This is a genomic window from Kluyvera fluvialis, assembly GCF_059725275.1.
Map to the genome: position 1 here is coordinate 3504335 of NZ_AP046142.1, position 23555 is coordinate 3527889.

A 23555-nucleotide genomic window follows, 5' to 3' on the forward strand; every position below is an offset into this window, starting at 1 on the left:
ATTCCTTAATGCAGGCCGAATACATTCAGCATGGTGGAGAGTTTGACGCCGGTTTCACGCCATTCAGACTCCGGCGACGACGCAGGCACAATGCCCGCTCCGGCAAACAGGCGAACGCGGTTAGCGTTCACCCGCGCACAGCGAATCGTCACCACCCACTCACCGTTACCTTCCGCATCACACCAGCCGACAATACCGCCGAACAGGTCACGCTCGAACGGTTCCAGCTCCGCAATCAACTGCTTTGCCACCTGATGCGGGAAACCGCTCAGCGCAGGGGTTGGGTGCAGCAAACAGGCCAGCGTCAGCGCGTTTTCAGTCGCTTTCGCCTGCCCTTCGATTGGGGTCGCCAGATGCCATAACGTTGGCGTCGTAATTAATTGCGGGGTTTCCGGCAGCGACAGCGAAAGGCTTCGCGGCGCTAACGTACGCTGCATCGATTGGGTGACCAGTTCATGTTCGTGGCGGTCTTTTTCCGAGGCCAGCAGACGGTTGCCCGCTTCTCTGTCCAGCACATCGTCAGGCTGACGGCGCGCAGAACCGGCAAGCGGCAGCGAGCTAAAATGCTCGCCCTCTTTGCGCAACAGCAGCTCCGGGCTTGCGCCAAGCAGCACACTGCCATCGGGCAGCGGAACGTGGAAGTTAAAGCTTGCCGGGTTTTGCGCCACCAGACGCTCCAGCAATGCGCCGCTGTCCAGCGGGCGGTCGGCATCGATATCAACCAGCCGGGACAGCACGACTTTATCGACCTCCGGCGTTGCCGTCAGCGCCGCCGCACGGGCAACCATATCGAGGAACACCGGATATTCAGGGATCTCCTGACGTGCGGTCACCGCCAGCGGCTCACGCGAGGCGTGATAGCGCGATGACTGTTGTTTGGCGGTGCGAGAAAACGTTTCACAGCGCTCAGGGATAAATAGCGCCGAAGGCTGCTGGGTGTCGAATGGGATAGCCCCCACCATCACCGGATTAGCAATGCCTGCCGCTTTCGCCGCAGCAAAAGCCGCCGCCAACTGCTGTTGAAAAGCGCTGTCTGCGGCCTCTCCCCCTTCAGCGGGACAGGTGAAGCGTTGGAAGCAGCCCGAAGTAGTAAAGCTGCGGAACGGCGACATAAAGAAAAAGCTGTCTGCCGAGAGCGTAGCCTGATGCTGATGTGCATCTGCGGCCAGTGACGTTTCCATATCATCCTCCACAAAAACAATAAAGGTATTACGAATAATTATCATTTATATTTTGGTTCGGTAAGCTAAAAGCAAATGCGGTGCATGTCAACCGCGCAAAGCAGCATCTTGTGCTTAATAGAAACGCCATCGCCCTGAGGTTGTTTTGCCGCGCGCCCGTTGGGGGCTTGCATCGATCGCAAACAATAGCTGAAAATGAGAAGCATTAACCAACCATAACCAGGACACTTATCTGTGAATCTCTCCACCTTGTGGCGCACTGCGGCACTGATCGCCGGCTTCAGCGTTTTAGGATTATCCTCAGCCCAGGCCGCCGAATGGCCGCGCCAGATAACCGACAGCCACGGCGTACACACGCTGGAGCACAAACCTACCCGCATCGTCTCCACCAGCGTGACGCTAACCGGTTCCCTGCTAGCGATTGACGCGCCGGTTATCGCCAGCGGCGCCACCACGCCCAACAACCGTGTCGCCGACGCGCAGGGCTTTTTGCGCCAATGGGGCGACGTTGCCAAAGCGCGCAAACTGGCTCGCCTGTATATCGGTGAACCCAGCGCCGAGGCCGTTGCCGCACAAATGCCAGACCTGATTTTGATAAGCGCAACCGGCGGCGATTCAGCGCTGGCGCTGTACGACCAGCTCTCAACTATCGCCCCGACGCTTATCATCAACTACGACGATAAAAGCTGGCAGGCACTGCTGACTCAGTTGGGCGAAATCACCGGTCAGGAAGCGCAGGCGAGCGCGCGTATTGCCGAGTTTGATAAGCAACTGGCGGCGGTGAAACAGCAGATTAAACTGCCACCACAGCCGGTAAGCGCGCTGGTGTACACCGCTGCCGCGCACAGCGCCAACCTGTGGACGAACGAGTCTGCCCAGGGGCAATTTCTTGAGCAGTTAGGCTTTGTGCTAGCCACGCTACCAGCCAACCTTCAGGCCAGCCAAAGCCAGGGTAAACGCCACGACATCATCCAGCTTGGTGGTGAAAACCTGGCGACCGGCCTCAACGGCGAGAGCCTGTTCCTGTTTGCCGGTGACCAAAAAGATGTCGATGCGATTTACGCCAACCCACTGCTGGCGCATCTTCCGGCGGTAAAAAATCGCCATGTCTATGCGCTGGGTACGGAAACCTTCCGTCTTGACTACTACAGCGCGACCCGCGTATTACAACGCCTCGCCGAGCTTTTTGGTTAAATCCGCGTATTGCCGGATGGCGGCTAACGCCTTATCCGGCCTACGGGGTTTGGGTAGGCCGGATAAGACGCTTTGCGTCGCCATCCGGCATCAGGCCGCATCGGGTGGCGTCTGACGAAAACGGCGTAACGTCACCAACAACATCAGCAGCAGCAAACCGATAATCACCAACCCCAACCCACTCACGCTCGCCGAAGCCACCGGCGTCAACATCGCCCCAAGCCCACCTAACAGCGCCGCGCCAATGGCATCGCCGGTGACGTTCTGCGCCGTCCACAGGCCATTGATTCGCCCCAACATCGCCTCTGGCGTCTGGGTTTGAATCAAGGTGTACTGCAACAGCGAACTCACCGCACTCAACCAACCGAACAGCGCCAGACACACCATCCCCAGCGCCCAATGTGGCATTAACGCAAACAGACCAATGGCGACAAACGCTCCCACCGTCGCCAGCAGCATCAACAAACCAGGCCGCTCGTGGTGCGCCAGACGCCCGCTGGTTAGCGCCCCCAACGCCGCGCCGAGCGGAATAGCCGCATACAGCAGGCCGATTTGCGCCGCCGACATCTGCCAGTTTTGCGCCAGCGCCGGATACAACACGCGCACTGCGCTGGCCATCGTCACCAGCCCGCCCAATAGCGCAATGCCGCCAATCAACGGACTACTAAGCAGAAAACGGAACCCCGCCACCAGCGATGTAAACGGATGCTCGCGCGGTTGTGGCGGCGGTGGCAGTTGCGGCAAACGCAACAGTGTCAGGGTCGTAATAAACGTCCCCGCCGCCGCCAGCAGGTAGTTCCACGACACTCCACCGGAAGCCAGCAACAGCCCGCCGACCATCGGCGAAATCACCGAGCCTAAACGCACCGTTAACATGGTGATCGCCCCGGCTTGCATCAGGTTTTCACGCCCGACGAGCGCCGGAGTAGCCGCCAGCAGCGCCGTCACGCCCAGCGAGGCAAAAAAGCCGTCCCATAATCCCAGCAGATAAATCGCTAACAACGACGGCTCCGGCAGCAGCGCGTTCAGCCACAGCCCGACAAAACCGATGCCGCAAGTACCACGTGCCAGCAAAATCAATTTGCGCCGTTCGTAGCGATCAGCCAGCACACCGCCGACCATTAACCCGACAAACATCGCCCCGCCGGTCAAAGTAACCGACAGCCCGACTTGCCAGGTGGAGTGCGTCATCATCTGGATTTGTACCGGCACGGCAACGCCGAGCAGGCCAAGCGAAAGAATGGAGATAAAACGGGCGATAAAGACGGCGCGGAAGGCCGGATGCGTTTTTAGCAGGCTCAGATTTAGCAGCCAGGATTGTCGGTTCATTACAAGACCTTGTGACTTTTTTCATACCCTTTCCGAGGGCGCTCATGCTAACATAAACGAATAAGATAGATAACGATAATCACTATCATTATCACATCAGGGATGTCACCATGTCGTTTTCCACCTCCGCGCTGCGCGCCGTTGCGCTGCCCGGTTTACTGATACTGCTGTCTCTCGCCGTCACACTCAGCTTATTGATTGGCGCAAAACCGCTGCCGATATCCGTCGTCGTTGATGCCCTCAGCGGTACTTGCCGCAGTGCGGATTGCACTATCGTGCTCGACGCGCGGCTCCCCCGAACGCTCGCTGGCCTACTGGCGGGTGGCGCACTCGGCCTTGCCGGAGCGCTGATGCAAACCCTCACCCGCAACCCACTGGCTGATCCCGGTATCTTGGGCGTTAACGCCGGAGCCAGCTTCGCCATTGTGCTTGGCGCGGCGCTGTTGGGTATCTCTTCTCCTGAAGAGCAACTGGCGATGGCTTTTTGCGGCGCGCTGGTGGCCTCATTAGTGGTGGCGTTTACCGGCAGCCAGGGCGGCGGTCAACTCAGTCCGGTGCGTTTAACGCTGGCGGGCGTGGCGCTCGCCGCCGTGCTGGAAGGGTTGTCGAACGGCATCGCCCTGCTCAACCCCGACGTATACGACCAACTGCGCTTCTGGCAAGCCGGTTCGTTGGATATTCGTACTCTGCAAACCCTCAAAACGGTGCTGATACCGGTGCTGATTGCCGCCGTCGTCGCCCTGATGATGAGCCGCTCGCTCAACAGTCTGAGCCTCGGCACCGATACCGCCACCGCGCTGGGCAGCAAAGTGGCGCGCACGCAAATAACCGGGCTGTTGGTCATCACCATTTTGTGCGCCAGCGCCACGTCGGTGGTCGGGCCAATTGCATTTATCGGCCTGATGATGCCGCATATTGCCCGCTGGCTGGTGGGGGCGGATCATCGCTGGTCGCTGCCGGTGACACTGCTCGCCACGCCGTCGCTGCTGCTGTTTGCCGATATTATTGGCCGTCTGTTAGTGCCGGGCGAGCTGCGCGTTTCGGTGGTCAGCGCCTTTATTGGCGCGCCGGTGCTGATTTTCCTCGTTCGCCGCCAGCGTAGCGGAGGTGGCCGATGACCACGCCTTCTCGCCGTTTAATCGCCAGTTGTCTGCTGCTGATCACCGCTTGCCTGTTGCTGGCGTTGTGGAGCCTGCGCAGCGGCGCGGTCACGCTGGAACTTTCTCAGGTGGTTGCCGCCCTGTTCGGCGACGCCCCGCGCGCTATCTCCATGATAGTCACCGAATGGCGCTTGCCACGCGTGCTGATGGCGTTGCTGATTGGCGCGGCGCTTGGCGTCAGCGGCGCTATTTTCCAGTCATTAATGCGTAACCCGCTCGGCAGCCCGGATGTCATGGGCTTTAACACCGGCGCGTGGAGCGGCGTGTTAGTGGCAATGGTGTTCTTCGGCCAGCATTTAACCGCGATCACCCTGGCGTCGATGGCGGGCGGCATTCTTACCTCGCTATTGGTCTGGGCACTGGCGTGGCGCAACGGTATCGACACCTTCCGGCTGATCATTATCGGCATTGGCATCCGCGCGATGCTGATGGCGTTTAACACCTGGCTGCTGCTGCGCGCCTCGCTGGAAACCGCTGTCTCTGCCGGGCTGTGGTTTGCCGGTTCACTCAATGGCCTGACGTGGGCCAAAATCTGGCCCGCCGCCCCGTTGATGGGCGTTGCGCTGGTTTGTTCCGCGCTGCTGGTGCGTCGTCTGCGCCTGCTGGAAATGGGCGATGACAGCGCCTGCGCGCTGGGCGTGCGTGTCGAGTTTTCCCGCCTGCTGCTGATGCTGATTGCGGTGGTATTAACCGCTGCCGCCACCGCGCTGGCGGGGCCGATTTCGTTTATCGCGCTGGTCGCGCCGCACATCGCCCGTCGCCTCAGCGGCACTGCGCGCTGGGGTCTGACGCAAGCCGCACTGTGCGGCGCGCTATTGCTCAGCGCCGCCGATTTCTGCGCCCAGCAGTTATTCTTACCGTATCAACTCCCGGTGGGTGTGGTGACCGTCAGTCTCGGCGGTATCTACCTCATCGTGTTGCTTATTCAGGAGTCTCGCAAAAAATGACCGACACCGTAGCCCGTTTGCGCGGCGACCAGTTAACCCTTGCCTACGGTAAAAAAACCATTGCCGAGTCGCTGAATGTCACCATCCCGGATGGCCATTTCACCGCGATCATCGGCCCCAACGGCTGTGGTAAATCGACACTTTTGCGCACTCTAAGCCGTTTGATGACGCCGGTTCACGGTCATGTGTATCTCGATGGCGAAGAAATTCAGCAGTACGCCAGTAAAGAGGTGGCGCGGCGCATTGGTCTGTTGGCGCAAAACGCCACCACACCGGGCGATATTTCGGTGCAAGAGCTTGTCGCGCGCGGGCGTTACCCACACCAACCGCTGTTTAGCCGCTGGCGGCAGGAAGATGAAGACGCGGTGCAGGGCTCCATGCAGGCGACCGGTATTGTGAATCTGGCTAACCAGAGCGTGGATACCCTTTCCGGCGGTCAACGCCAGCGGGCATGGATTGCGATGGTGCTGGCGCAAGACACTTCGATTATGTTGCTCGACGAGCCGACGACCTGGCTGGATATCAGCCATCAGATAGACTTGCTGGAATTGTTGAGCGAGCTAAACCGCGAGCGCGGTTTTACACTCGCCGCAGTGCTGCATGATTTAAACCAGGCCTGCCGCTACGCAACACATCTGATTGCGCTGCGCGATGGCAAAATTGTTGCGGAAGGTGCGCCAAAAGAGATTGTCACCCCGGAATTGATTGAAGCGGTTTATGGTTTGCGCTGCATGATTATTGATGATCCTGTCGCCCATACCCCGCTCGTTGTGCCGCTTGGGCGGCGTTAAGCATTAAGCACCGTAACATGCCATCCGGCACGGTTGCCTCTTATTGCCGGATGGCGCTGCGCTTATCCGGCCTACACGGGTTTCACCATTTTGTAGGCCGGATAAGGCGTTTACGCCGCCATCCGGCAATCCGCCTCTATTACCCTAATATCTCCCGAATCACCGGCCCGATGGCTTCAAACGCCGACGGGGTGATGATATCGATGTGCGCGCAATCCTGGCTGTACACCTCAAGCTCACCCACCCACGGCTCCCACGCCTGGTGCGGGTCGGCCTGGCGGGTTTTCTCAGCGACAAACAGCGTCGCTTTGCCGTCAAAACTAGAGCTGCGGGAGGTGCTTAACAGACGCACCGCGTCGGCATAGTTGCCTTCGATAGCGTTAAACAACGCGCTGGATGCCTGCCCTTGCTGTGCGGCAAGAAACGCTTCACGCTCTCGGCTAATCTCTACTAATACCGCAGGATCAAGCCCGTTAGCCCTTTTTTTCACCCAGTTTTGTGTTTCCGGCGGCCAGGTATCCAATAGGCCGAGGAACGCCACCTCTTCCCCACGTTGACGCAAACGCGCGGCAACGCCCTGCGCCAGCGTGCCTCCGAGCGAATAACCTAACAGGTAATAAGGCCCCTGCGGCTGCTGTGCGAGCAGGGTAGCCAGATGGTGATCGCACACCTCGTCCAGCGTTCGCGCCATCTGCATTGGCCCATCCGGGCGTGGAGACTGAATGCCCGTAATCGACCAACGCGGTGATAAATACCGCGACAGCACGCTGAACTGCCAGGCAAAACCAGACGCCGGATGGAAGCAATACAGCGTCGGCCCGCTCCCCGTACGCAGCGGTAACAGCGGTTCATAACCTAAACGCTGTGCCTGTTCGTCATCGGTGGACGCCAGCAGTGCGCTCAGGCTGCCGACGGTAGAAGAAACCATCACCTGCCCCGGCGTCACCTGACGGCCAGTACACTGGCTAAGCAGCGCGGCAAGGCGCATCGCCAGCAGCGAGTGGCCGCCGAGAGCGAAGAAATCGGCATCGACATCATTAATCTCGCAGCCCAGCAGTTGGCTGAAAGCCTCAGCCACCTGCATTTCAATGGCGCTCTGTGGCGCTCGACCCGCCGTTTTTTGCTCCAGCGATGGCAGCGGCAGCGCTTTGCGATCAAGTTTGCCATTCGCGCTCAGCGGCAACGCGTCTAGCTGAAGCAGCACCACCGGAACCATGTGCGGCGGTAACTGTTCGCGCAGCCGTGACAACAGCGCATCCAACGCCAGCGGTAGCCCGGAGGTTGACACCACATAGCCCACTAATTGCCGCGCGTCGCCGCCGGTCGCCGCCGCCTGGTTGATCACACAAGCATGAGCCACCGCCTGTTCGACGTCCGGCAGCGTTTGCATCACGCGGTCGATTTCCCCCAGCTCAATGCGCTGGCCGCGAATTTTCAGCTGATCGTCGCTGCGCCCGAGGTATTCCACGGCGCCATTTTCCAGCCACCGCGCCACATCACCGGTGCGGTACATCCGTTCGCCTGGCGCAAATGGGTCGGCGATAAAGCGGCTGGCGGTGAGATCCGGGCGACCTAAATAGCCCTGCGCCAACTGAATGCCGGTGAGGTATAAATCCCCCGCGACACCGAATGGTACTGGGCGCATCATCGCATCGAGGATCCGCAGGCCGGTATTCCACACCGGATAGCCAATAGGCACGCTGTTGCCGCTCACTGCCGCCAGCGCTACGCCATAGGCCGGATACCAACTGACATCCACCGCCGCTTCCGTTGGGCCATACAGGTTGTGTAACGGCACGTGGGTCAGCACTTCCCATTCGCGACACAGCGCGGTTGGCAACGCTTCACCACTGCAAAATACCTGGCGTAACGAGCAGCAGTTCGCTGCCGTTTCTGGCGTGAGCGAGGCGACAAACGCCGCCAGCATTGAGGGCACAAAGTGGGTGGTCGTCACGCCATATTCCGCGAAGAAACGCTGCATGGCTAACGGGTCGCGATGCGCTTCAGGCTCCGCCATCACCAGGCTTGCTCCGGTGATAAACGGCCACCAAAATTCCCACACCGACACGTCAAAACTGCACGGCGTTTTTTGCGCCACCACGTCCCGCTCGCTTAGCGGATAGCGATCCTGCATCCACAGCAGGCGGTTAACGATCGCTTCATGACCCACCATCACCCCTTTTGGCCTGCCGGTCGAGCCGGAGGTAAAGATGATGTATGCCGTCTGCTCTGGCAGCATTAACCCCAGCGGCTGAGCGTCTCCCGCCGCGAGCGGGGCGTTCAGACACAGGCTTTCGCACTGTGGGAAACGGTGCTGTTGGTCGTCGGAGGTTATCAGCAGCGACGGGCGCGCGTCCTCCAGCATCATGTGCAGACGGTCGTCCGGGTAGCCGGTATCCAGCGGCAGCCAGGCGGCTCCCGCTTCGACAATCGCATGGAGCGCCAGCGTCAGAAATACCGAGCGCGGCAACGCAACGGCGACGCTATCGCCGGGCTGTACGCCACGCTGGCGTAACAATTGCGCCAGCGCGACGACCTGCTGGCGCATTTCGCGGTAGGTAAAGCGGTACTGCGCGTCCACCAGCGCGATGGCATTGGGGGTTTTCGCCGCCTGCTCGGCCACCAGTGAGCTTAACGTCGCGTGCGGTAATTCGTGCTGGGTGGCATTGATTTGCGCCAAACGCTGATATTCATCGGCAGACAATAGCTCGGCATCGGCACAGCTTAGCGCCGGATTATCGGCGAACTGCTGCAATAATGCGGTTAAACGGGCGATATGCTGGCGTAAGGACACTTCATCGTAACGTTGCTGATTCGCCAGAATTTCCAGCGACAGGCCGCCGTCTTCATCCGGGAATAGCGCCAGTTCAAGGTCGTTCACCGGCCCGGTCGCCAGCGTGTGCGTTACCGCAACAACGTCGTCGAACGCGAGGCGATAATCAAACATTTTGACGTTAAATACGGGGCCAAACAGCGCTTCATCACCCGCCGCTTTCCCCGCATCACGCACGATTTGTTCGGCATCGTAACGCTGATGGCGGCGCATTTTTTTCAACTGCCCCGACAACCGTAACGCCAGCTCAGCCAGCGTTTCCTGGCCGTTAAGCGTCACCGCCAGCGGCAACACGTTCAACACCGGCCCAGTGGCGGTCAGCGCCGCAGAACCCATTCGGCGCATAAAAATAAAGCCAGCGGCATAATCACTGCGTCCACACAAACGCCCCAGCCATAGCGCGGCGAGCGCCAGCGCTAAATCCGCAGGCTGGCATTGCGGCGCTGCCGCCGTGATGCGCGCGAACGTCCGACGGTCGGCGCTCAGTTTCAGCCGCCAAATGGCAGTGCTTGTCGCCCGCCCCGGTAACGGCGCGGATGATAACGAGGCCGGAGACGGCAAGGCCTTGCGCTGCTCGGCCCAGAAGGTTTTATCGCGCTGGCAGGTTTCGCTTTCGCGATAACGCAGATACTCCTCCACAACGTCGGCAAACGGCGTAAAGGCCGATTCCGGCGTCGCTTCACCGCGCTGCCAGGCCTGGTAAATCAGGCTTATCTGGCGGGTAATCGCCGGGAAGCTAAAGCCGTCCACCAGCAGGTGGTGATAGCGCTGATACCAGAACCAATGGTTATCGCCCACCTGGAAAAGTTGATGACAAAACAGCGGGTTGCCGCTATCAACGCGCGAGTTTTTCGCCAGGTCGGCATTCATTAAGGCTAACGCGGCCTGCTGCGGGTCTGCCTCAGTGCGCAGGTCATGGCAGGCTGGCGGCGCAATCACCATGCTCTCGTCCACCCACTGCCACACTTCGCCATGCTCTTCGCTAAAGCGCATTCGCAGCGTGTCGGCTTGCATCATGCCGGTGGCGATGGCGCGCGCCAGCAGTGCGCCGTCGATGTTGCCTTTCAGTTCAACATAGTGCGCCACGCTCCAGGCGTTCGGCAGGGTTGAGAGCGTCTCCGCCATCCAGATCCCCGGTTGAGCGGCTATCAGCGGTAAACGGTTGCTCATGCGCGGCCTCCCGTGGCGACAAACGCGCTGGGAGTCAGCGTCGTCCAGTGGGCAGACAGCCAGGCGTTACACGCCTCCAGCGGCTGTGGCTCGCAGACGACCGTCCAGCCCGCAGGCAGCGAACAGTGCTGAGGCCAGAGGCTAAATTGGTGTTGAGGATTTTGCAGAAGATAAAACAGCCCTTGCGCCGCATCGAAGGGGTTACTGACTTGCATACCAAACTCCTGTCATTAGTCGCGCGTTGCCGCCTGGGAACCCCAAAGCGTGATAAGCCCGGCGGTCAAGCCGCCGCGCCAGCAAAGCGCATCGTGTCCGCCGTCAACCTGACGCCAGAAAACCGGCTGCTGTGTGGCAGATAACTGGGCAAAAAGCGCCTGATTGGCGCGAAATATAATCGGCTCGCGCAGGCCAGCTTCCAGCACAATGCGCAGCCCGTTGGCGGTCAGTTCACCGCGCTGTAGTTGTTCTTGCAGTACACCCGTTTGCCGCCCGCCGCGATGCGGCCACCAGTACGATCCCGACTGGCTCAGCACACAACCAAAACGCGTCGGCCAGTGCAGCCCCGCGTACAGCGCGGAAAGGCCACCAAAGCTCTGCCCTGCCACCACGGTGCGATCGCCGCGCGGGCTGAATGGCGCAACGGCCTGTACCTGCGGCAACAACTCTTGCTGCACCGCCAGCCAGAAATCAGGGTTGCAGGGCAGCTCAACGCTGCGATGGACGTTGTCGATAACGTCAATCAGCAGGTACACCGCAGGAGGGAGTTTCCCCGCGTCGGTCAGCGCGGTGAGCGCAGGCCACACCGGCATACTTTGCGCCCAGAACTGGCCGTCCAGCAGCACCGCTAACGGGCGCTCATCCTCGCTCTCACGACCGGTAGTGAAAACCCAAACGCGCCGCGTATTCCCCAGCCGTTGGCTGTGCCAGGTGAGGCGCTGCGGCGTATTCCAGGTTTCGGCAGGCGCAGACCAACCGGGTTGTTCGGGGGCCTGGGGCATTTCCAGCGCCGAAACAGCATGACCGCGCCCGCCCATCCAGCTTTGTGGGTTGAGTGGGTCGGCAATGGCCTGTGGCAGTAGCTTGCGCCAGCCTTCGCGCAGCAACATTCGGTCGGGGTGGTCAGCGGTAAAAATCTCAGGGGCGAAATCATCTTCCCGCGTTGAAGGGGCAAAACAGTAGCTGCCGCGCCATGTCGCCGGAAGCGTGGTAGTCCAGTACCAGGCGTCCGTATTTGGCAGGCGTCGCAGGGTTTGCGGCGCTGAGTTGTGGTGGTGATCGGTCACGCCGGTAATGTAAATCCACACCCGACGAATCGCCGAAGTACGCTCCGTTCCCGCCGGGTCACGCCACCAAAAAGTGACCTGATAACCGTCGTTAACCTGTTCATATTGTGGGCCTTTTAGGGCTGCCCACCATGCGTCACTTCCTGTCGCTAACTGCTCCGCCACGTTAACCCCATGTTTATTGTGGAATTTGTTCTTACACTTTAAAAAATATTGATAATATTATTGATAACTATTTGCATTTGCAATAGCGTATTGGCGCGCAACTTTCCCATGCTTATGCATATAACCTGCCGACTCTTTTCCCATTGGGAATGGAACTACCTCAGAGCGCGGCGATGAAAAGCAGGACTCACAATGAATAATAAAATCAAATCCCTAGCCTTATTGGTCAACCTGGGTATTTATGGCGTCGCATCTTCAGCCTTCGCCGCAGAGACTACCAACACCAACGATAGCAACGGCGAAACTATGGTCGTTACCGCCGCCGAGCAGAACCTGCAAGCACCCGGCGTGTCAACCATCACCGCTGATGAAATTCGTAAGAATCCTCCCGCTCGCGATGTGTCGGAAATCATCCGTACCATGCCGGGCGTTAACCTGACCGGTAACTCCACCAGCGGCCAGCGCGGTAACAATCGCCAGATTGATATTCGTGGTATGGGCCCGGAAAACACCCTGATTTTGATTGACGGTAAACCGGTAACCAGCCGTAACGCCGTGCGTCAGGGCTGGCGCGGCGAGCGTGATACGCGTGGCGATACCGGTTGGGTTCCGCCTGAAATGATTGAACGCATTGAAGTGCTGCGTGGCCCTGCGGCGGCACGCTACGGCAACGGCGCAGCGGGCGGCGTGGTGAACATTATCACCAAAAAAGGCGGCGACGAGTGGCACGGTTCCTGGAACACCTACTTCAACGCACCAGAGCATAAAGAAGAAGGCTCTACCAAGCGGACGAACTTCAGCCTGAATGGCCCAATGGGCGGCGATTTCAGCTTCCGTCTGTACGGCAACCTCGATAAAACCCAGGCCGATGCGTGGGACATCAACCAGGGGCATCAGTCCGAGCGTACCGGTGCGTATGCCGACACCATGCCAGCCGGTCGTGAAGGTGTTATCAATAAAGACATTAATGGCCAGGTGCGCTGGGACTTCGCGCCAATGCAATCACTGGAGTTAGAAGCGGGCTATAGCCGTCAGGGCAACCTGTACGCTGGGGACACCCAGAACACGAACAACGACAATAAAACCAATGGGCTGGTGAAAAAATACTACGGCAAAGAAACTAACCGTATGTATCGCCAGAACTATGCGCTGACCTGGAACGGCGGTTGGGATAACGGGATCACCACCAGCAACTGGGTGCAGTACGAACATACCCGCAACTCCCGTCTGGGCGAAGGGTTAGCGGGCGGCCTCGAAGGGCTGTTTAGCAGCAATCAGTTTAACGATACCGACCTGTCTGACGTGATGCTGCACAGTGAAATCAGCGTTCCGTTTGAGCTGTGGGTGAATCAGAACCTGACGCTCGGAACCGAATGGAATCAGCAGCGGATGAAAGATTCCTCATCCAATACCCAAACCTTTATGGGCGGTAACATTCCGGGCCAAAACAGCACTGGCCGTAGCCCTTACTCTCAGGCCGAAATCTTCTCGTTGTTCGCTGAAAACAACATGGAGATTACCGACAGCACCATGCTGACCCCGGCGCTGCGCTTCGATCACCACAGCATCGTTGGTGATAACTGGAGCCCATCTCTGAACCTGTCACAAGGCCTGGGCGATGACTTCACCCTGAAAATGGGCATCGCCCGCGCCTATAAAGCGCCAAGCCTGTACCAGACCAACCCGAACTATATTCTGTACAGTAAAGGCCAGGGCTGCTACGCCACCGGCGCGGCGACCGGTATCGGCTGCTACATGATGGGTAACGAAGATCTGAAAGCAGAAACCAGCATCAACAAAGAGATTGGTCTGGAGTTCAAACGCGACGGCTGGTTGGCTGGCGTTACGTGGTTCCGTAACGATTATCGTAACAAGATTGAAGCGGGCATGACGCCGCTGGATCGCACGTCAATTACCCAGAAAAACCCAACTACGGGCAAAACTGCCACTACCTACACCGATATTTACCAGTGGGAAAACATTCCTAAAGCGGTGGTCGAAGGGCTGGAAGGGACGTTGAATATTCCGGTAAGCGAAACCGTTAACTGGACTAACAACATCACCTACATGCTGCAAAGTAAGAATAAAGAGACCGGCGAACGTCTGTCGATTATTCCAGAGTACACGCTGAACTCAACGCTGAGCTGGCAGGTACAGCAGGACGTTTCTGTACAATCGACCTTCACATGGTACGGTAAACAGCAGCCGAAGAAATACGATTATCAGGGTAAACCGGTCACCGGGACATCCACTAAGGAAATCAGCCCGTACAGCATTCTCGGCCTGAGCGCGACCTGGGACGTGAACAAAAACGTCAGCCTGACCGGCGGCGTGGATAACGTCTTTGATAAGCGTCTGTGGCGTGAAGGTAATGCCCAAACGGTTAGCGATACCAAAACCGGTGATTATATGGCGGGCGCTGGCGCGTACACCTATAACGAACCAGGCCGCACCTGGTATATGAGCATTAACACTCACTTCTGATTGTTCACTGTTCGCCCCTCTCCCGCCAGGGAGAGGGGGTTCTCAGGAGCCTTATGCTTATTCATCACCACCGGTTTCACGGCCTCCAGCGTATCGATTTCCAACCCGAGACATTTACCACCAGCGATTTACTGTGGTTGCCCCATCATGCCCAGCTTGCGCCATGCGTGAAAAAGCGCCAGACCGAGCATCTGGCCGGACGTATTGCCGCCGTTTACGCGCTGCGCGAATGGGGTGAGAAAACCGTGCCGGGCATAGGTGAAAACCGCCAACCGCTGTGGCCTGCGGGTCTTTACGGTAGCATCAGCCATAGCGGGCATTCGGCGGTGGCGATCGTTGCCCGTACGCCAGTAGGCGTTGATATTGAAGCCATATTCAGCGCAGCGCTGGCAGAAGAACTCGCCGAGTCTATTACCACGGCGCAAGAGTGCGCGCGGCTTCGCCATACTTCCCTGCCCTTCCCGCTGGCGTTAACGCTGGCTTTTTCAGCCAAAGAGAGCCTGTATAAAGCGTTTTCTGCACGCTACCCGCAGCTACAAAACTTTCATGACGCCGAGGTTTGCGCCATCGATGCTCAGCAGATAACGCTCCAGATCCCAACGCTTGCCTTAACCGTTTCGGTGCAATGGTTCGCCGTGGAGCCGCAGAGCGTCATCACGCGGGTATGAATGATGCCGCCGCCTTCTTTGCGGGTGTGCTGACGCTGGGCGTCGCGCACGCCCCTTTTTTCGCCCTGCCTTTATTACGTCATATTTTTATAAGATAAGTGAAATTATGACTTTACGACCCTTCTCGCCTGGCGCTAACGTAACGACACAAAAACAAATAACCAGCGAAACAGGGATAAAATCATGATCAAAAAACTGCTGCCATTACTGGTGGTTAGCGCATTAACGGCCACAGCTCACGCCGCCACGCCGCCCAATACACTGGTGGTGGCGCAAGGGTTAGATGACATTGTCAGCCTTGATCCTGCCGAAGCCAACGAACTCTCCAGTATTCAAACCGTTCCCAGCCTTTACCAACGCCTTGTCCAACCAGACCGCGATAATCCTGAAAAAATCGTCCCTGTTCTCGCCGAAAGCTGGCAGGCCGACCCCGCCGCCAAAACGCTGACCGTGAAGCTCAAAAGCGACGCCAAATTTGCCTCCGGCAACCCCGTTCGCCCGGAAGACATTATTTTCTCCTACACCCGCGCGGTGACGCTGAACAAATCACCGGCATTTATTCTCAACGTGCTGGGCTGGCAGGCAGACAACGTGGCCAGCTTGCTGAAAAAAGTGGATGACCACACGCTGCAACTGCACTGGACGGCGGATGTCAGCCCGTCGGTGGCACTGAACATTCTCTCGACGCCAATTGCCTCTATCGTCGATGAAAAACAGGTGACGCCAAACATCAAAGGCGATGATCTCGGCAACGCCTGGCTGAAAATGCACTCTGCGGGCAGCGGCGCGTTTAAAATGCGCGTCTACCAGCCACATCAAGCGATTGTGCTGGAGGCCAACGCCAACTCACCGACCGGTGCGCCAAAACTGGCGAGCATTATTATTAAAAACGTGCCAGATCCGGCGTCTCGCCGCCTGCTGATTCAACAAGGCGATGCGGATTTAGTCCGTGACCTCGGCGCTGACAACATCAACGCCTTGCAGGGTAAACCGGGGATTACGGTGTTAAGTATCCCGTCTGCCGAGCAAAATTATCTGGCCTTCAACGCCGGTAATAGCGCCAACCCACTGTTGAGCAACCCCGCATTCTGGGAAGCCTCGCGCTGGCTGGTGGATTACAACGGCATCACCAAAGACCTGCTGAAAGGGCAGTATTTCGTCCATCAAAGTTTTATTCCGGTTGGAATGCCAGGCGCGCTGGAAAATAACCCGTTCACCTTCGACCCGGCAAAAGCAAAAGCGATTCTGGCGAAAGCGGGGATCAAAGACGCGCACTTCACGCTGGATGTAGAAAACAAACCGCCGTTTATCACCATTGCCCAGTCAATGCAGGCGAGCTTTGCCCAGGGCGGCGTGAAGATTGATCTTCTGCCTGCGGCAGGTAGCCAGGTGTACGCCCGCGTTCGCGCCAGACAGCACCAGGCGGCGATTCGCATGTGGCTGCCGGATTACTTCGACGCCCATTCCAACGCCAGCTCTTTTGCCTTTAACGATGGTAAGTCCAGCACGGTTGCGGGGCTGAACGGCTGGAAAATTCCAGAGCTGAACAAAGAGACGCTGGCGGCCGTCGCTGAGCCAAATCCGGCAAAACGCCTCGACATGTATAAGAAAATGCAAGAGGAGTTGCAGCACAACGCGCCTTACGTCTTTGTTGACCAGGGCAAAACGCAAATCGTGGTGCGCGACAACGTTAAGGGGTATCAGCAAGGGCTGAACGCCGATATGGTCTGGTACGATCGCATCACCAAATAATCGCTGCCGCTATTTGTTCCCGGCAGCGCAGGCTGCCGGGTGTGTAGCCCGTTGGGTTCTCTGATATTCGGAATCAGCATGTCTGTTATTGCCCCTCTCAAAGTTGAACGGCACGCAAAACGCCCGCTGTTCGCCCTGCTTCAAGGGCTGTTCACGCTCGCCCTGACGCTGCTTGGCTTGCTCGTTGTCACCTTTGCCCTGTCGGCGCTTTCTCCGGTCGATCGGGTATTACAAATCGTTGGCGACCACGCCAGCCAATCCACTTACGATCAGGTTCGCCATCAGCTTGGCCTTGACCGCTCTTTGCCGGTGCAGTTCTGGCACTATCTGCAAAACCTGGCGCACGGTGATTTAGGCATCGCCAGTTCAACCGGCCAGCCGGTGCTTTCTGACCTGCTTGCCGTCTTCCCCGCCACCCTCGAACTGGCGACACTGGCCTTAATCATCGGCGCGGTTATCGGGGTTATCGCCGGCGTGCTCTGCGCCCGCTATGCCGGTTCACCCGGAGATCTCGCGGTGCGTACCTTTACCCTGCTGGGCAATTCCGTACCTATTTTCTGGCTGGGTTTACTGATGTTGGCGCTATTTTACGCCCGCTTGCAGTGGAGCGCGGGGCCTGGGCGATTGGATGATATTTACCAGTACACGGTAGAACCGCGAACCGGTTTTGCACTGATCGATACTGCGTTATCCGGTGATTTTTTGGCGTTTAAAAATGCGCTAAGTCACCTGGTATTACCCGTGCTGCTGCTGGCCTACTATGCGCTGGCAAGCATTACCCGCCTGACCCGCTCCGCCTGCCTGAGCGAAATGAATAAAGAGTACATCCTGCTGGCGCGCGCCAAAGGGACTAGCGAGATGGCGATTCTGTGGCGACACGTGCTGCCAAATATTCGCGGCACGCTGCTCACCGTTATCGCGCTGGCCTATACCGGAATGCTGGAAGGCGCGGTGCTGACCGAAACCGTGTTCTCCTGGCCTGGCATTGGTCGTTATCTGACGACCGCTCTGTTCGCAGGGGATGCCACGGCGATTATGGGCGGTACGCTCTTGATTGGCGTCTGTTTTGTGCTTATCAACAATCTTACCGACCTGCTGGTGCGGTTGACTGACCCGAGGGTTCACTGATGCCGTCCTCTGTTTTCTTACGTCGCCTGCGCCGCTCGCCCGCCGCATTTTGTGGTCTGTTCATCATTACGCTGTTGCTGCTGGTCGCGTTGTTTGCGCCCTGGCTGGCGCCGCTCGACCCAAACTGGCAGGATGCCGCTTCACGCCTGCAAGCGCCGTCCTGGCAGCACTGGCTGGGAACCGACAGCTACGGTCGCGACCTGCTTTCCCGATTGATTTACGGCAGCCGTCCGGCGCTGGGGCTGGTCGCGCTGGTGACGCTCATCACGCTGCCGCTAGGCCTGCTGATAGGGATTTTGTCCGGCTACTACGGCGGCTGGCTGGAGCGCGTCTTAATGCGCTTTACCGATGTGGTGATGTCGATGCCACGGCTGATTCTGGCGTTTGCTTTCGTCGCCATGTTAGGCCCGGGGCTGGTGAATGGCGCATTAGCGCTGGCGCTTACTACCTGGCCGGCCTATGCCCGCCAGGCGCGCAGTGAAATTCAACGCCTGCGTCATAGCGACTATCTCGCTGCCGCTGAAATGATGGGGATTCGCGGCGGGCGTTTGCTGTTTGGTCATATTCTGCCGCTATGTCTGCCGTCAGCCATTGTGCGGCTGGCGCTGGATCTCGCGGGCATTATTCTCGCCGCCGCAGGGCTGGGTTTTCTTGGGTTGGGCGCTCGCCCGCCGATGTCCGAATGGGGGGCGATGATTGCCGACGGGATGCAGGTCATTTTCGATCAATGGTGGGTCGCCGCCGCGCCGGGTGCGGCTATTTTGCTGGCAAGCCTGGCGTTTAACCTGTTAGGCGATGGCCTGCGCGATGTTCTGGAGCCACAACATGACTGATCAACGTCTTTGCGTCAAAGGTTTATCTATTGATTACCCCAGCGCGCGAGTGGTGAATAACGTCAGTTTTTCACTGGGCAATGAACGGCTCGCGCTGGTCGGGGAGTCAGGTTCTGGAAAATCGATGACCGCCCGTGCGCTGATGGGGCTGGTGCGCCGCCCCGGCCGCGTTAGCGCCGATACGCTCAACGTTTTGGGGCACGACGTATTAAACCTTAACGCGCGTGGCTGGCGACAACTGCGCGGTAACGATATCGCGATGGTGTTACAAGACCCGCGCTATGCGCTGAATCCGGTGAAAAACGTCTACGCCCAGCTTGAAGAAGCGCTCACGTTGCATCAGTCGCTAAGCCGTAAAATGCGTGCGGAGAAAATCCGCGAAGCCGTCAATACCGTGGGGCTAGAGGCAAGCGTGCTGGCGCGTTATCCCGGTGAGCTTTCCGGCGGTATGGGGCAGCGCGTGATGATTGCGCTGGCGCTAATTAACGACCCGCGCGTGTTGATTGCCGATGAACCCACTTCCGCGCTGGATGCCCGTCTGCGCCATCAAATTCTCCACCTGTTGGTGGAACAGTGCGAACAGCGACAAATGGCAATGCTGCTGATTAGCCACGATTTACCGTTGGTTGCCGAGCATTGTCATCGGGTGCTGGTGATGTATCAGGGGGAAAATATTGATGAGATGGCGGCGTGTGATCTGCCGAACGCCACGCATCCGTACACCCGCACTTTGTGGACCTGCCGCCCGAACGCTGGGACTTACGGGCAGGATCTCCCGACCCTGGATCGCAGCCGTTTAGCACAGGAGAAAAATCATGGCGGTCGTTGATATTCGTGACCTGCAAGTGCAGTTCGCCGCGAAAACGGCGGTATCTGCCGCCACTTTTGCCGTGGAGGCCGGAGAAACATTCAGCCTGATCGGTGAGTCCGGTTGTGGTAAGTCAACGTTGTTGCGGGTGTTAGCCGGTTTGCAGCGTGAATGGCGCGGTCATGTGGCGCTTTTTGATCAGCCGATCGCCTCGGGAAGGCGGTTTCAGGGGGCGTTGCGGCGCAATGTGCAGATGGTTTTTCAAGACCCTTACGCCTCGTTGCATCCGAATCATACGCTTTACCGCACGCTGGCGGAGCCATTGAAAATCCACGGCGAAACGCAGATTACAGAGCGTGTGGCGACGGCGTTAGAACAGGTAGGGTTAGCCGCTGATGCCGCGCAACGCTATCCACATCAGCTTTCCGGCGGGCAACGTCAGCGTGTCGCCATCGCGCGGGCGCTGCTGTTGCGCCCGCAGTTGTTGTTGCTGGATGAACCCACTTCGGCGCTGGATATGTCGGTGCAGGCGGAGATTCTTAACTTGCTTAACCGCCTGAAGCACGAGCACGGTATGACCTATCTGTTGGTCAGCCATGATGCCGATGTGGTGGCTCATATGTCCGATCGCGCGGCGTTTATGGCGCAGGGCGTTATTCAGCGTTTTTACGACCGCCCCGCGCTGGAAAACGGCGAGCACCGAATGTCACCTCTCGCCTGATGGCGCTACCCCGTTTGTAGGCCGGGTAAGGCGTTTACGCCGCCATCCGGCAAAACACCGCACAGCCCGTCCATCGGGCTATTTCTTTGCGTTTCGTGAAAAATTACCGGACAATAAAATCTTTAACCAAAGATTAACATCATATGAAACATCCGCTTGAATCACTGATGGCCGCCGCTGGCATTTTATTGATGGCGTTCCTCTCCTGCCTGCTGCTCCCTGCGCCGTCGTTGGGGTTAACTCTGGCACAAAAATTAGTCAACATTTTTCATTTGATGGATCTCAGCCAGTTGTATACGTTGCTGTTCTGTCTGTGGTTTTTGCTGCTGGGAACGCTGGAGTATTTGCTGCTGCGCTTTGTCTGGCGACGCTGGTTTTCACCAGCGGATTAACCTACACCGATTGCCAAATGTTGGCGTACAAACCCATGTAGGCCGGATAAGCGCAGCGCCATCAGGCAATTAATCAGTGCGTCCTTGGGCGGTGATGCACTTTGCGGTACGCGCCCGGCGACTGGTTAAACGTGCGGGTAAAAATGCGGGTAAACGTCTGCTGCGAATCAAAACCGTACTTCAGGCAAATGTCATAAACCTTTTGGTCGGTCGTGCACAGCTCATCCGCCGCTAAATTTAGCTTCCGCTGGCGGATGTAGCGCCCCAGACTCTCGCCTTTATGTTGTAAAAACAGACGCTGTAAATGCCATTTCGAGTACCCCGCCCGACGGGCGATTTCATCAATACGCAATGGTTGATGCAGATTGTCGTCAATCCATTCGACCAACGTGTCAATTACCTGAGTGGCTAATTCGGTCATACACTCCTCCCCTCGTTTGCCCTCAACCGGTGGTTATTCCCACCAGGCATGAAATGTTTGCGTTGGATCAGCCAACTTCACCGGCTCGCCCAGCATCGGCGTTAACAGCCGATACGCTTTGTCTTTACTGGCCTGCGCCAGCCGCTTGTACGGATCATCCCAGGTGTGTTTTGCCAGCACAAACCGCCCTGCATGCCCCGGCAACACCGCCTTAGCGTTGAGATCAACCGCCGCCTGCGCGGTTTGTTCCGGCATCATGTGGATGTAACGCCAGTCCATGTCATATTGCCCGTCCTCCAGAATGGCGACATCAACACCGCCAAACTGCTTACCAATGTCTTTAAAGTGCGGCCCATAGCCAGTGTCGCCGCTGTAGAACACTTTTTGCTCCGGCGTCACAAACATAAAGCTGGCCCACAGCGTCTGGTTACGTTTAAGACCACGGCCTGAGAAGTGGCGCGCGGGCAACACATGTACGCTCAGCTTATCGCTAATCGCCACGCGTTCTTGCCAGTCGGCTTCGCTAATAATGTCGTCTGCCATGCCCCAATAACGCAGATGCGAGCCTACGCCCAGTGGGACAACGGCACGTTTAATCTTCGGCATTAAGCCTTTGATAGTCGCGTAGTCCAGGTGATCGTAATGGTCATGCGAGATAATCAACAGGTCGATAGCGGGCAGGTTTTCTGCGCGCCACGGGTAGCTGCCGTCAAACGCCTTGTTCAAAAATGAGAACGGTGCGGCGTAGTTGCTAAATACCGGGTCAATCAAGATGCGCTTGCCTGCCAGTTGCAGATACCACGATGAATGGCCCAGCCAAATCATGGTGTCCTGCTCCAGCGGCAGGCTGGCGAGATCGGTCGAAACCAACGGCAGCGGCTGCTTTGGGCGCGCATTCTCACGCTTCGCGGTTAAAAACTCCCACCACGCCATAAGCATGTTTTTATCGCCAGTAAACCCAGGCGTCGGCAGGGTGTTTTGAAACTCCCCGTCGCGGTAGTTCGGCGAACGCTCAATCCGGCTCTTTTCCGCGCCCTGCGGAACCTGACCAAAACCGGCGTTCAGAACAAAAGATAAACTTGCAGCACTGGCAATAAGCATGACGACAACCACACTGATGATGAAAGGTTTCATATCCTGACCTAAGACCGGCTTCATCCAGGAAGCCACACTAAAAAGATTGATTATGAGTGAGTAGGCACTCATTATAGAAAGGAGAGGAAAAAATCGTCAAGCAATTTTCAAATTTTGACCGCCGCCGTTGAAGTCTCAGGGGTCGGCATGTTTCAATCACCGCTTTTACAGTCAGAGAGGTAAAGTGTAGTGGCTCGTCCGAAGAGTGAAGATAAAAAACAAGCGTTACTGGAAGCCGCAACCTGCGCGATTGCACAGTCCGGCATTGCTGCATCGACTGCGCTGATTGCGCGCAGTGCAGGCGTAGCAGAAGGCACCCTGTTTCGCTATTTCGCCACTAAAGACGATCTGCTCAATGCGCTTTATCTGCATTTGAAAAGTGACCTGTGCCAGGCGATGCAAACAGGGCTTATCAAAACCGACTCACCAAAAGAGTTTACCCATAGCATCTGGAACAGCTATATCGACTGGGGCGTGCGTAACCCAACCGGCCATCACGCGATTCGCCGTATGGCGGTGAGTGAAAAAATTACCGCCGAGACAACCGAACAGGCCAGAGCCATGTTCCCGGAGCTGCAAAAACTTTGCCACCGTTCGGTGCGCGCGGTGTTTATGTCTGATGATTTCCGCGCCTTTGGCGACGCGCTGTTCTTATCGCTTGCCGAAACCACCATTGAGTTTGCCAGCCGCGAGCCACAGCGCGCCGATGCGCTAAAAGCGCTGGGGTTTGAAGCGATGTGGAAAGCGCTCGCCGAGGAAGAGTAATGGACGGTAAAACGTTGCATGAGCAGGCGCATGAGTTTGCACTAACGCTGCCTTTTTCCGAACTCTGCTGGCCGTTTGGCCCGCAGTACGATGTCTTCACCGTGGAAGGGAAGATCTTTATGATCAAGACCTTCCTGCGCGGTGAGCCGATCGTCAACCTCAAGGTTGATCCTGAGCAGTCGCTGCTGCATCAGGCGATTTATCCTCACATTAAACCTGGCTATCACATGAATAAAAAGCACTGGATCTCGGTTTATCCTGGCGATGAAATTGACACCGGTTTGCTCAATAGCCTGATCGATGATTCTTGGAATCTGGTGGTGAATAAGCTGCCCAAACGCGTCCAGCAACGAGTACGCCCGCGCTGATTTTGCGTTAAATGCGATAAGTGTTATC

At 57.6% G+C, this 23555-nt stretch carries 21 protein-coding genes and 1 pseudogene; 15 read left to right on the forward strand and 7 right to left on the reverse strand.

What is annotated here, in order from left to right:
• Nucleotides 1-5: 5 nt before the first annotated feature.
• The gene (gene entC / locus AC6I4B_RS16565; protein ID WP_497766734.1) at nucleotides 6-1181 is read right to left on the reverse strand and encodes an isochorismate synthase EntC; all 1176 of its coding nucleotides are present in this window, start codon (nucleotides 1179-1181) and stop codon (nucleotides 6-8) included.
• A 234-nt stretch (nucleotides 1182-1415) separates the two neighbouring features.
• Here entC and fepB point away from each other — a divergent pair, with 234 nt between their 5' ends.
• A complete protein-coding gene (gene fepB / locus AC6I4B_RS16570; protein ID WP_497766735.1) occupies nucleotides 1416-2375 on the forward strand; it encodes a Fe2+-enterobactin ABC transporter substrate-binding protein in 960 nt (319 codons plus the stop codon).
• A 90-nt stretch (nucleotides 2376-2465) separates the two neighbouring features.
• Here fepB and entS read toward each other — a convergent pair whose 3' ends face one another.
• Nucleotides 2466-3704 (reverse strand): enterobactin transporter EntS, encoded by a 1239-nt coding sequence (gene entS / locus AC6I4B_RS16575; RefSeq protein ID WP_497766737.1) that lies wholly within the window; start codon nucleotides 3702-3704, stop codon nucleotides 2466-2468.
• Between the two features lie 110 nt (nucleotides 3705-3814).
• Here entS and fepD point away from each other — a divergent pair, with 110 nt between their 5' ends.
• The 4 genes and pseudogenes from fepD to AC6I4B_RS16595 form a co-directional block, all read left to right on the forward strand.
• Nucleotides 3815-4822 (forward strand): Fe(3+)-siderophore ABC transporter permease, encoded by a 1008-nt coding sequence (gene fepD / locus AC6I4B_RS16580; RefSeq protein ID WP_497766739.1) that lies wholly within the window; start codon nucleotides 3815-3817, stop codon nucleotides 4820-4822.
• Nucleotides 4819-5811 (forward strand): iron-enterobactin ABC transporter permease, encoded by a 993-nt coding sequence (gene fepG / locus AC6I4B_RS16585; protein ID WP_497766741.1) that lies wholly within the window; start codon nucleotides 4819-4821, stop codon nucleotides 5809-5811. The genes fepD and fepG overlap by 4 nt, the downstream gene beginning before the upstream one ends.
• Nucleotides 5808-6602: an iron-enterobactin ABC transporter ATP-binding protein gene (gene fepC / locus AC6I4B_RS16590; protein WP_497766743.1), complete on the forward strand. Its 795-nt coding sequence runs from the start codon at nucleotides 5808-5810 to the stop codon at nucleotides 6600-6602. The genes fepG and fepC overlap by 4 nt, the downstream gene beginning before the upstream one ends.
• Before the next feature lie 40 nt (nucleotides 6603-6642).
• A pseudogene (locus tag AC6I4B_RS16595) lies at nucleotides 6643-6750 on the forward strand (hypothetical protein); the annotation flags it as partial.
• Here the strand turns inward: AC6I4B_RS16595 and entF are convergent.
• Genes entF through fes form a run of 3 tightly spaced genes read right to left on the reverse strand, consistent with a single transcriptional unit; the run spans nucleotide 6742 to nucleotide 12053 of the window.
• Nucleotides 6742-10605, reverse strand: a complete 3864-nt coding sequence (entF, locus tag AC6I4B_RS16600) for an enterobactin non-ribosomal peptide synthetase EntF (RefSeq protein WP_497766745.1) — start codon at nucleotides 10603-10605, stop codon at nucleotides 6742-6744. The pseudogene AC6I4B_RS16595 and the gene entF sit on opposite strands and share 9 nt — an antisense overlap.
• Nucleotides 10602-10820, reverse strand: a complete 219-nt coding sequence (locus AC6I4B_RS16605) for an MbtH family protein (RefSeq protein ID WP_497766747.1) — start codon at nucleotides 10818-10820, stop codon at nucleotides 10602-10604. Before AC6I4B_RS16605 ends, entF begins: the two co-directional genes overlap by 4 nt.
• 15 nt (nucleotides 10821-10835) lie before the next feature.
• Entirely contained in the window at nucleotides 10836-12053 is a 1218-nt protein-coding gene (gene fes / locus AC6I4B_RS16610) for an enterochelin esterase (RefSeq protein ID WP_497766748.1), read from the reverse strand.
• 192 nt (nucleotides 12054-12245) lie between these two features.
• Here fes and AC6I4B_RS16615 point away from each other — a divergent pair, with 192 nt between their 5' ends.
• The 8 genes from AC6I4B_RS16615 to AC6I4B_RS16650 all read left to right on the forward strand — a co-directional run bounded on the left by AC6I4B_RS16615 (nucleotide 12246) and on the right by AC6I4B_RS16650 (nucleotide 20839).
• Nucleotides 12246-14537 (forward strand): TonB-dependent siderophore receptor, encoded by a 2292-nt coding sequence (locus AC6I4B_RS16615; RefSeq protein WP_497766750.1) that lies wholly within the window; start codon nucleotides 12246-12248, stop codon nucleotides 14535-14537.
• 53 nt (nucleotides 14538-14590) lie between these two features.
• Nucleotides 14591-15205 carry an enterobactin synthase subunit EntD gene (entD, locus tag AC6I4B_RS16620; protein ID WP_497766752.1) on the forward strand — a complete coding sequence of 205 codons (615 nt, stop codon included), beginning with the start codon at nucleotides 14591-14593 and terminating at the stop codon, nucleotides 15203-15205.
• A 183-nt stretch (nucleotides 15206-15388) separates the two neighbouring features.
• The gene (locus tag AC6I4B_RS16625) at nucleotides 15389-16957 is read left to right on the forward strand and encodes an ABC transporter substrate-binding protein (RefSeq protein WP_497766753.1); all 1569 of its coding nucleotides are present in this window, start codon (nucleotides 15389-15391) and stop codon (nucleotides 16955-16957) included.
• A gap of 78 nt (nucleotides 16958-17035) precedes the next feature.
• On the forward strand, nucleotides 17036-18085 hold the full coding sequence (locus AC6I4B_RS16630; protein ID WP_497766755.1) for an ABC transporter permease: 1050 nt from the start codon (nucleotides 17036-17038) through the stop codon (nucleotides 18083-18085).
• Nucleotides 18085-18918 carry an ABC transporter permease gene (locus tag AC6I4B_RS16635; RefSeq protein ID WP_497766756.1) on the forward strand — a complete coding sequence of 278 codons (834 nt, stop codon included), beginning with the start codon at nucleotides 18085-18087 and terminating at the stop codon, nucleotides 18916-18918. The genes AC6I4B_RS16630 and AC6I4B_RS16635 overlap by 1 nt, the downstream gene beginning before the upstream one ends.
• On the forward strand, nucleotides 18911-19747 hold the full coding sequence (locus AC6I4B_RS16640; protein WP_497766758.1) for an ABC transporter ATP-binding protein: 837 nt from the start codon (nucleotides 18911-18913) through the stop codon (nucleotides 19745-19747). Before AC6I4B_RS16635 ends, AC6I4B_RS16640 begins: the two co-directional genes overlap by 8 nt.
• Nucleotides 19734-20447, forward strand: a complete 714-nt coding sequence (locus AC6I4B_RS16645; RefSeq protein ID WP_497766759.1) for an ABC transporter ATP-binding protein — start codon at nucleotides 19734-19736, stop codon at nucleotides 20445-20447. Before AC6I4B_RS16640 ends, AC6I4B_RS16645 begins: the two co-directional genes overlap by 14 nt.
• A 143-nt stretch (nucleotides 20448-20590) precedes the next feature.
• Complete coding sequence (locus AC6I4B_RS16650) at nucleotides 20591-20839, forward strand: DUF1158 domain-containing protein (RefSeq protein ID WP_497766761.1); 249 nt, start codon at nucleotides 20591-20593, stop codon at nucleotides 20837-20839.
• A gap of 73 nt (nucleotides 20840-20912) precedes the next feature.
• Here the strand turns inward: AC6I4B_RS16650 and AC6I4B_RS16655 are convergent, their stop codons facing one another.
• Both AC6I4B_RS16655 and AC6I4B_RS16660 read right to left on the reverse strand, forming a co-directional pair.
• Nucleotides 20913-21260, reverse strand: a complete 348-nt coding sequence (locus AC6I4B_RS16655; RefSeq protein ID WP_497766762.1) for a RamA family antibiotic efflux transcriptional regulator — start codon at nucleotides 21258-21260, stop codon at nucleotides 20913-20915.
• 33 nt (nucleotides 21261-21293) lie between these two features.
• The gene (locus AC6I4B_RS16660) at nucleotides 21294-22394 is read right to left on the reverse strand and encodes an MBL fold metallo-hydrolase (RefSeq protein ID WP_497766764.1); all 1101 of its coding nucleotides are present in this window, start codon (nucleotides 22392-22394) and stop codon (nucleotides 21294-21296) included.
• Between the two features lie 189 nt (nucleotides 22395-22583).
• Between AC6I4B_RS16660 and AC6I4B_RS16665 the strand changes: the two genes are divergently transcribed.
• Together AC6I4B_RS16665 and AC6I4B_RS16670 are read left to right on the forward strand one after the other, a co-directional pair.
• On the forward strand, nucleotides 22584-23159 hold the full coding sequence (locus AC6I4B_RS16665; RefSeq protein ID WP_497766765.1) for a TetR/AcrR family transcriptional regulator: 576 nt from the start codon (nucleotides 22584-22586) through the stop codon (nucleotides 23157-23159).
• Nucleotides 23159-23527: an MmcQ/YjbR family DNA-binding protein gene (locus AC6I4B_RS16670; protein WP_497766767.1), complete on the forward strand. Its 369-nt coding sequence runs from the start codon at nucleotides 23159-23161 to the stop codon at nucleotides 23525-23527. Before AC6I4B_RS16665 ends, AC6I4B_RS16670 begins: the two co-directional genes overlap by 1 nt.
• The last annotated feature ends 28 nt before the right edge of the window (nucleotides 23528-23555 follow it).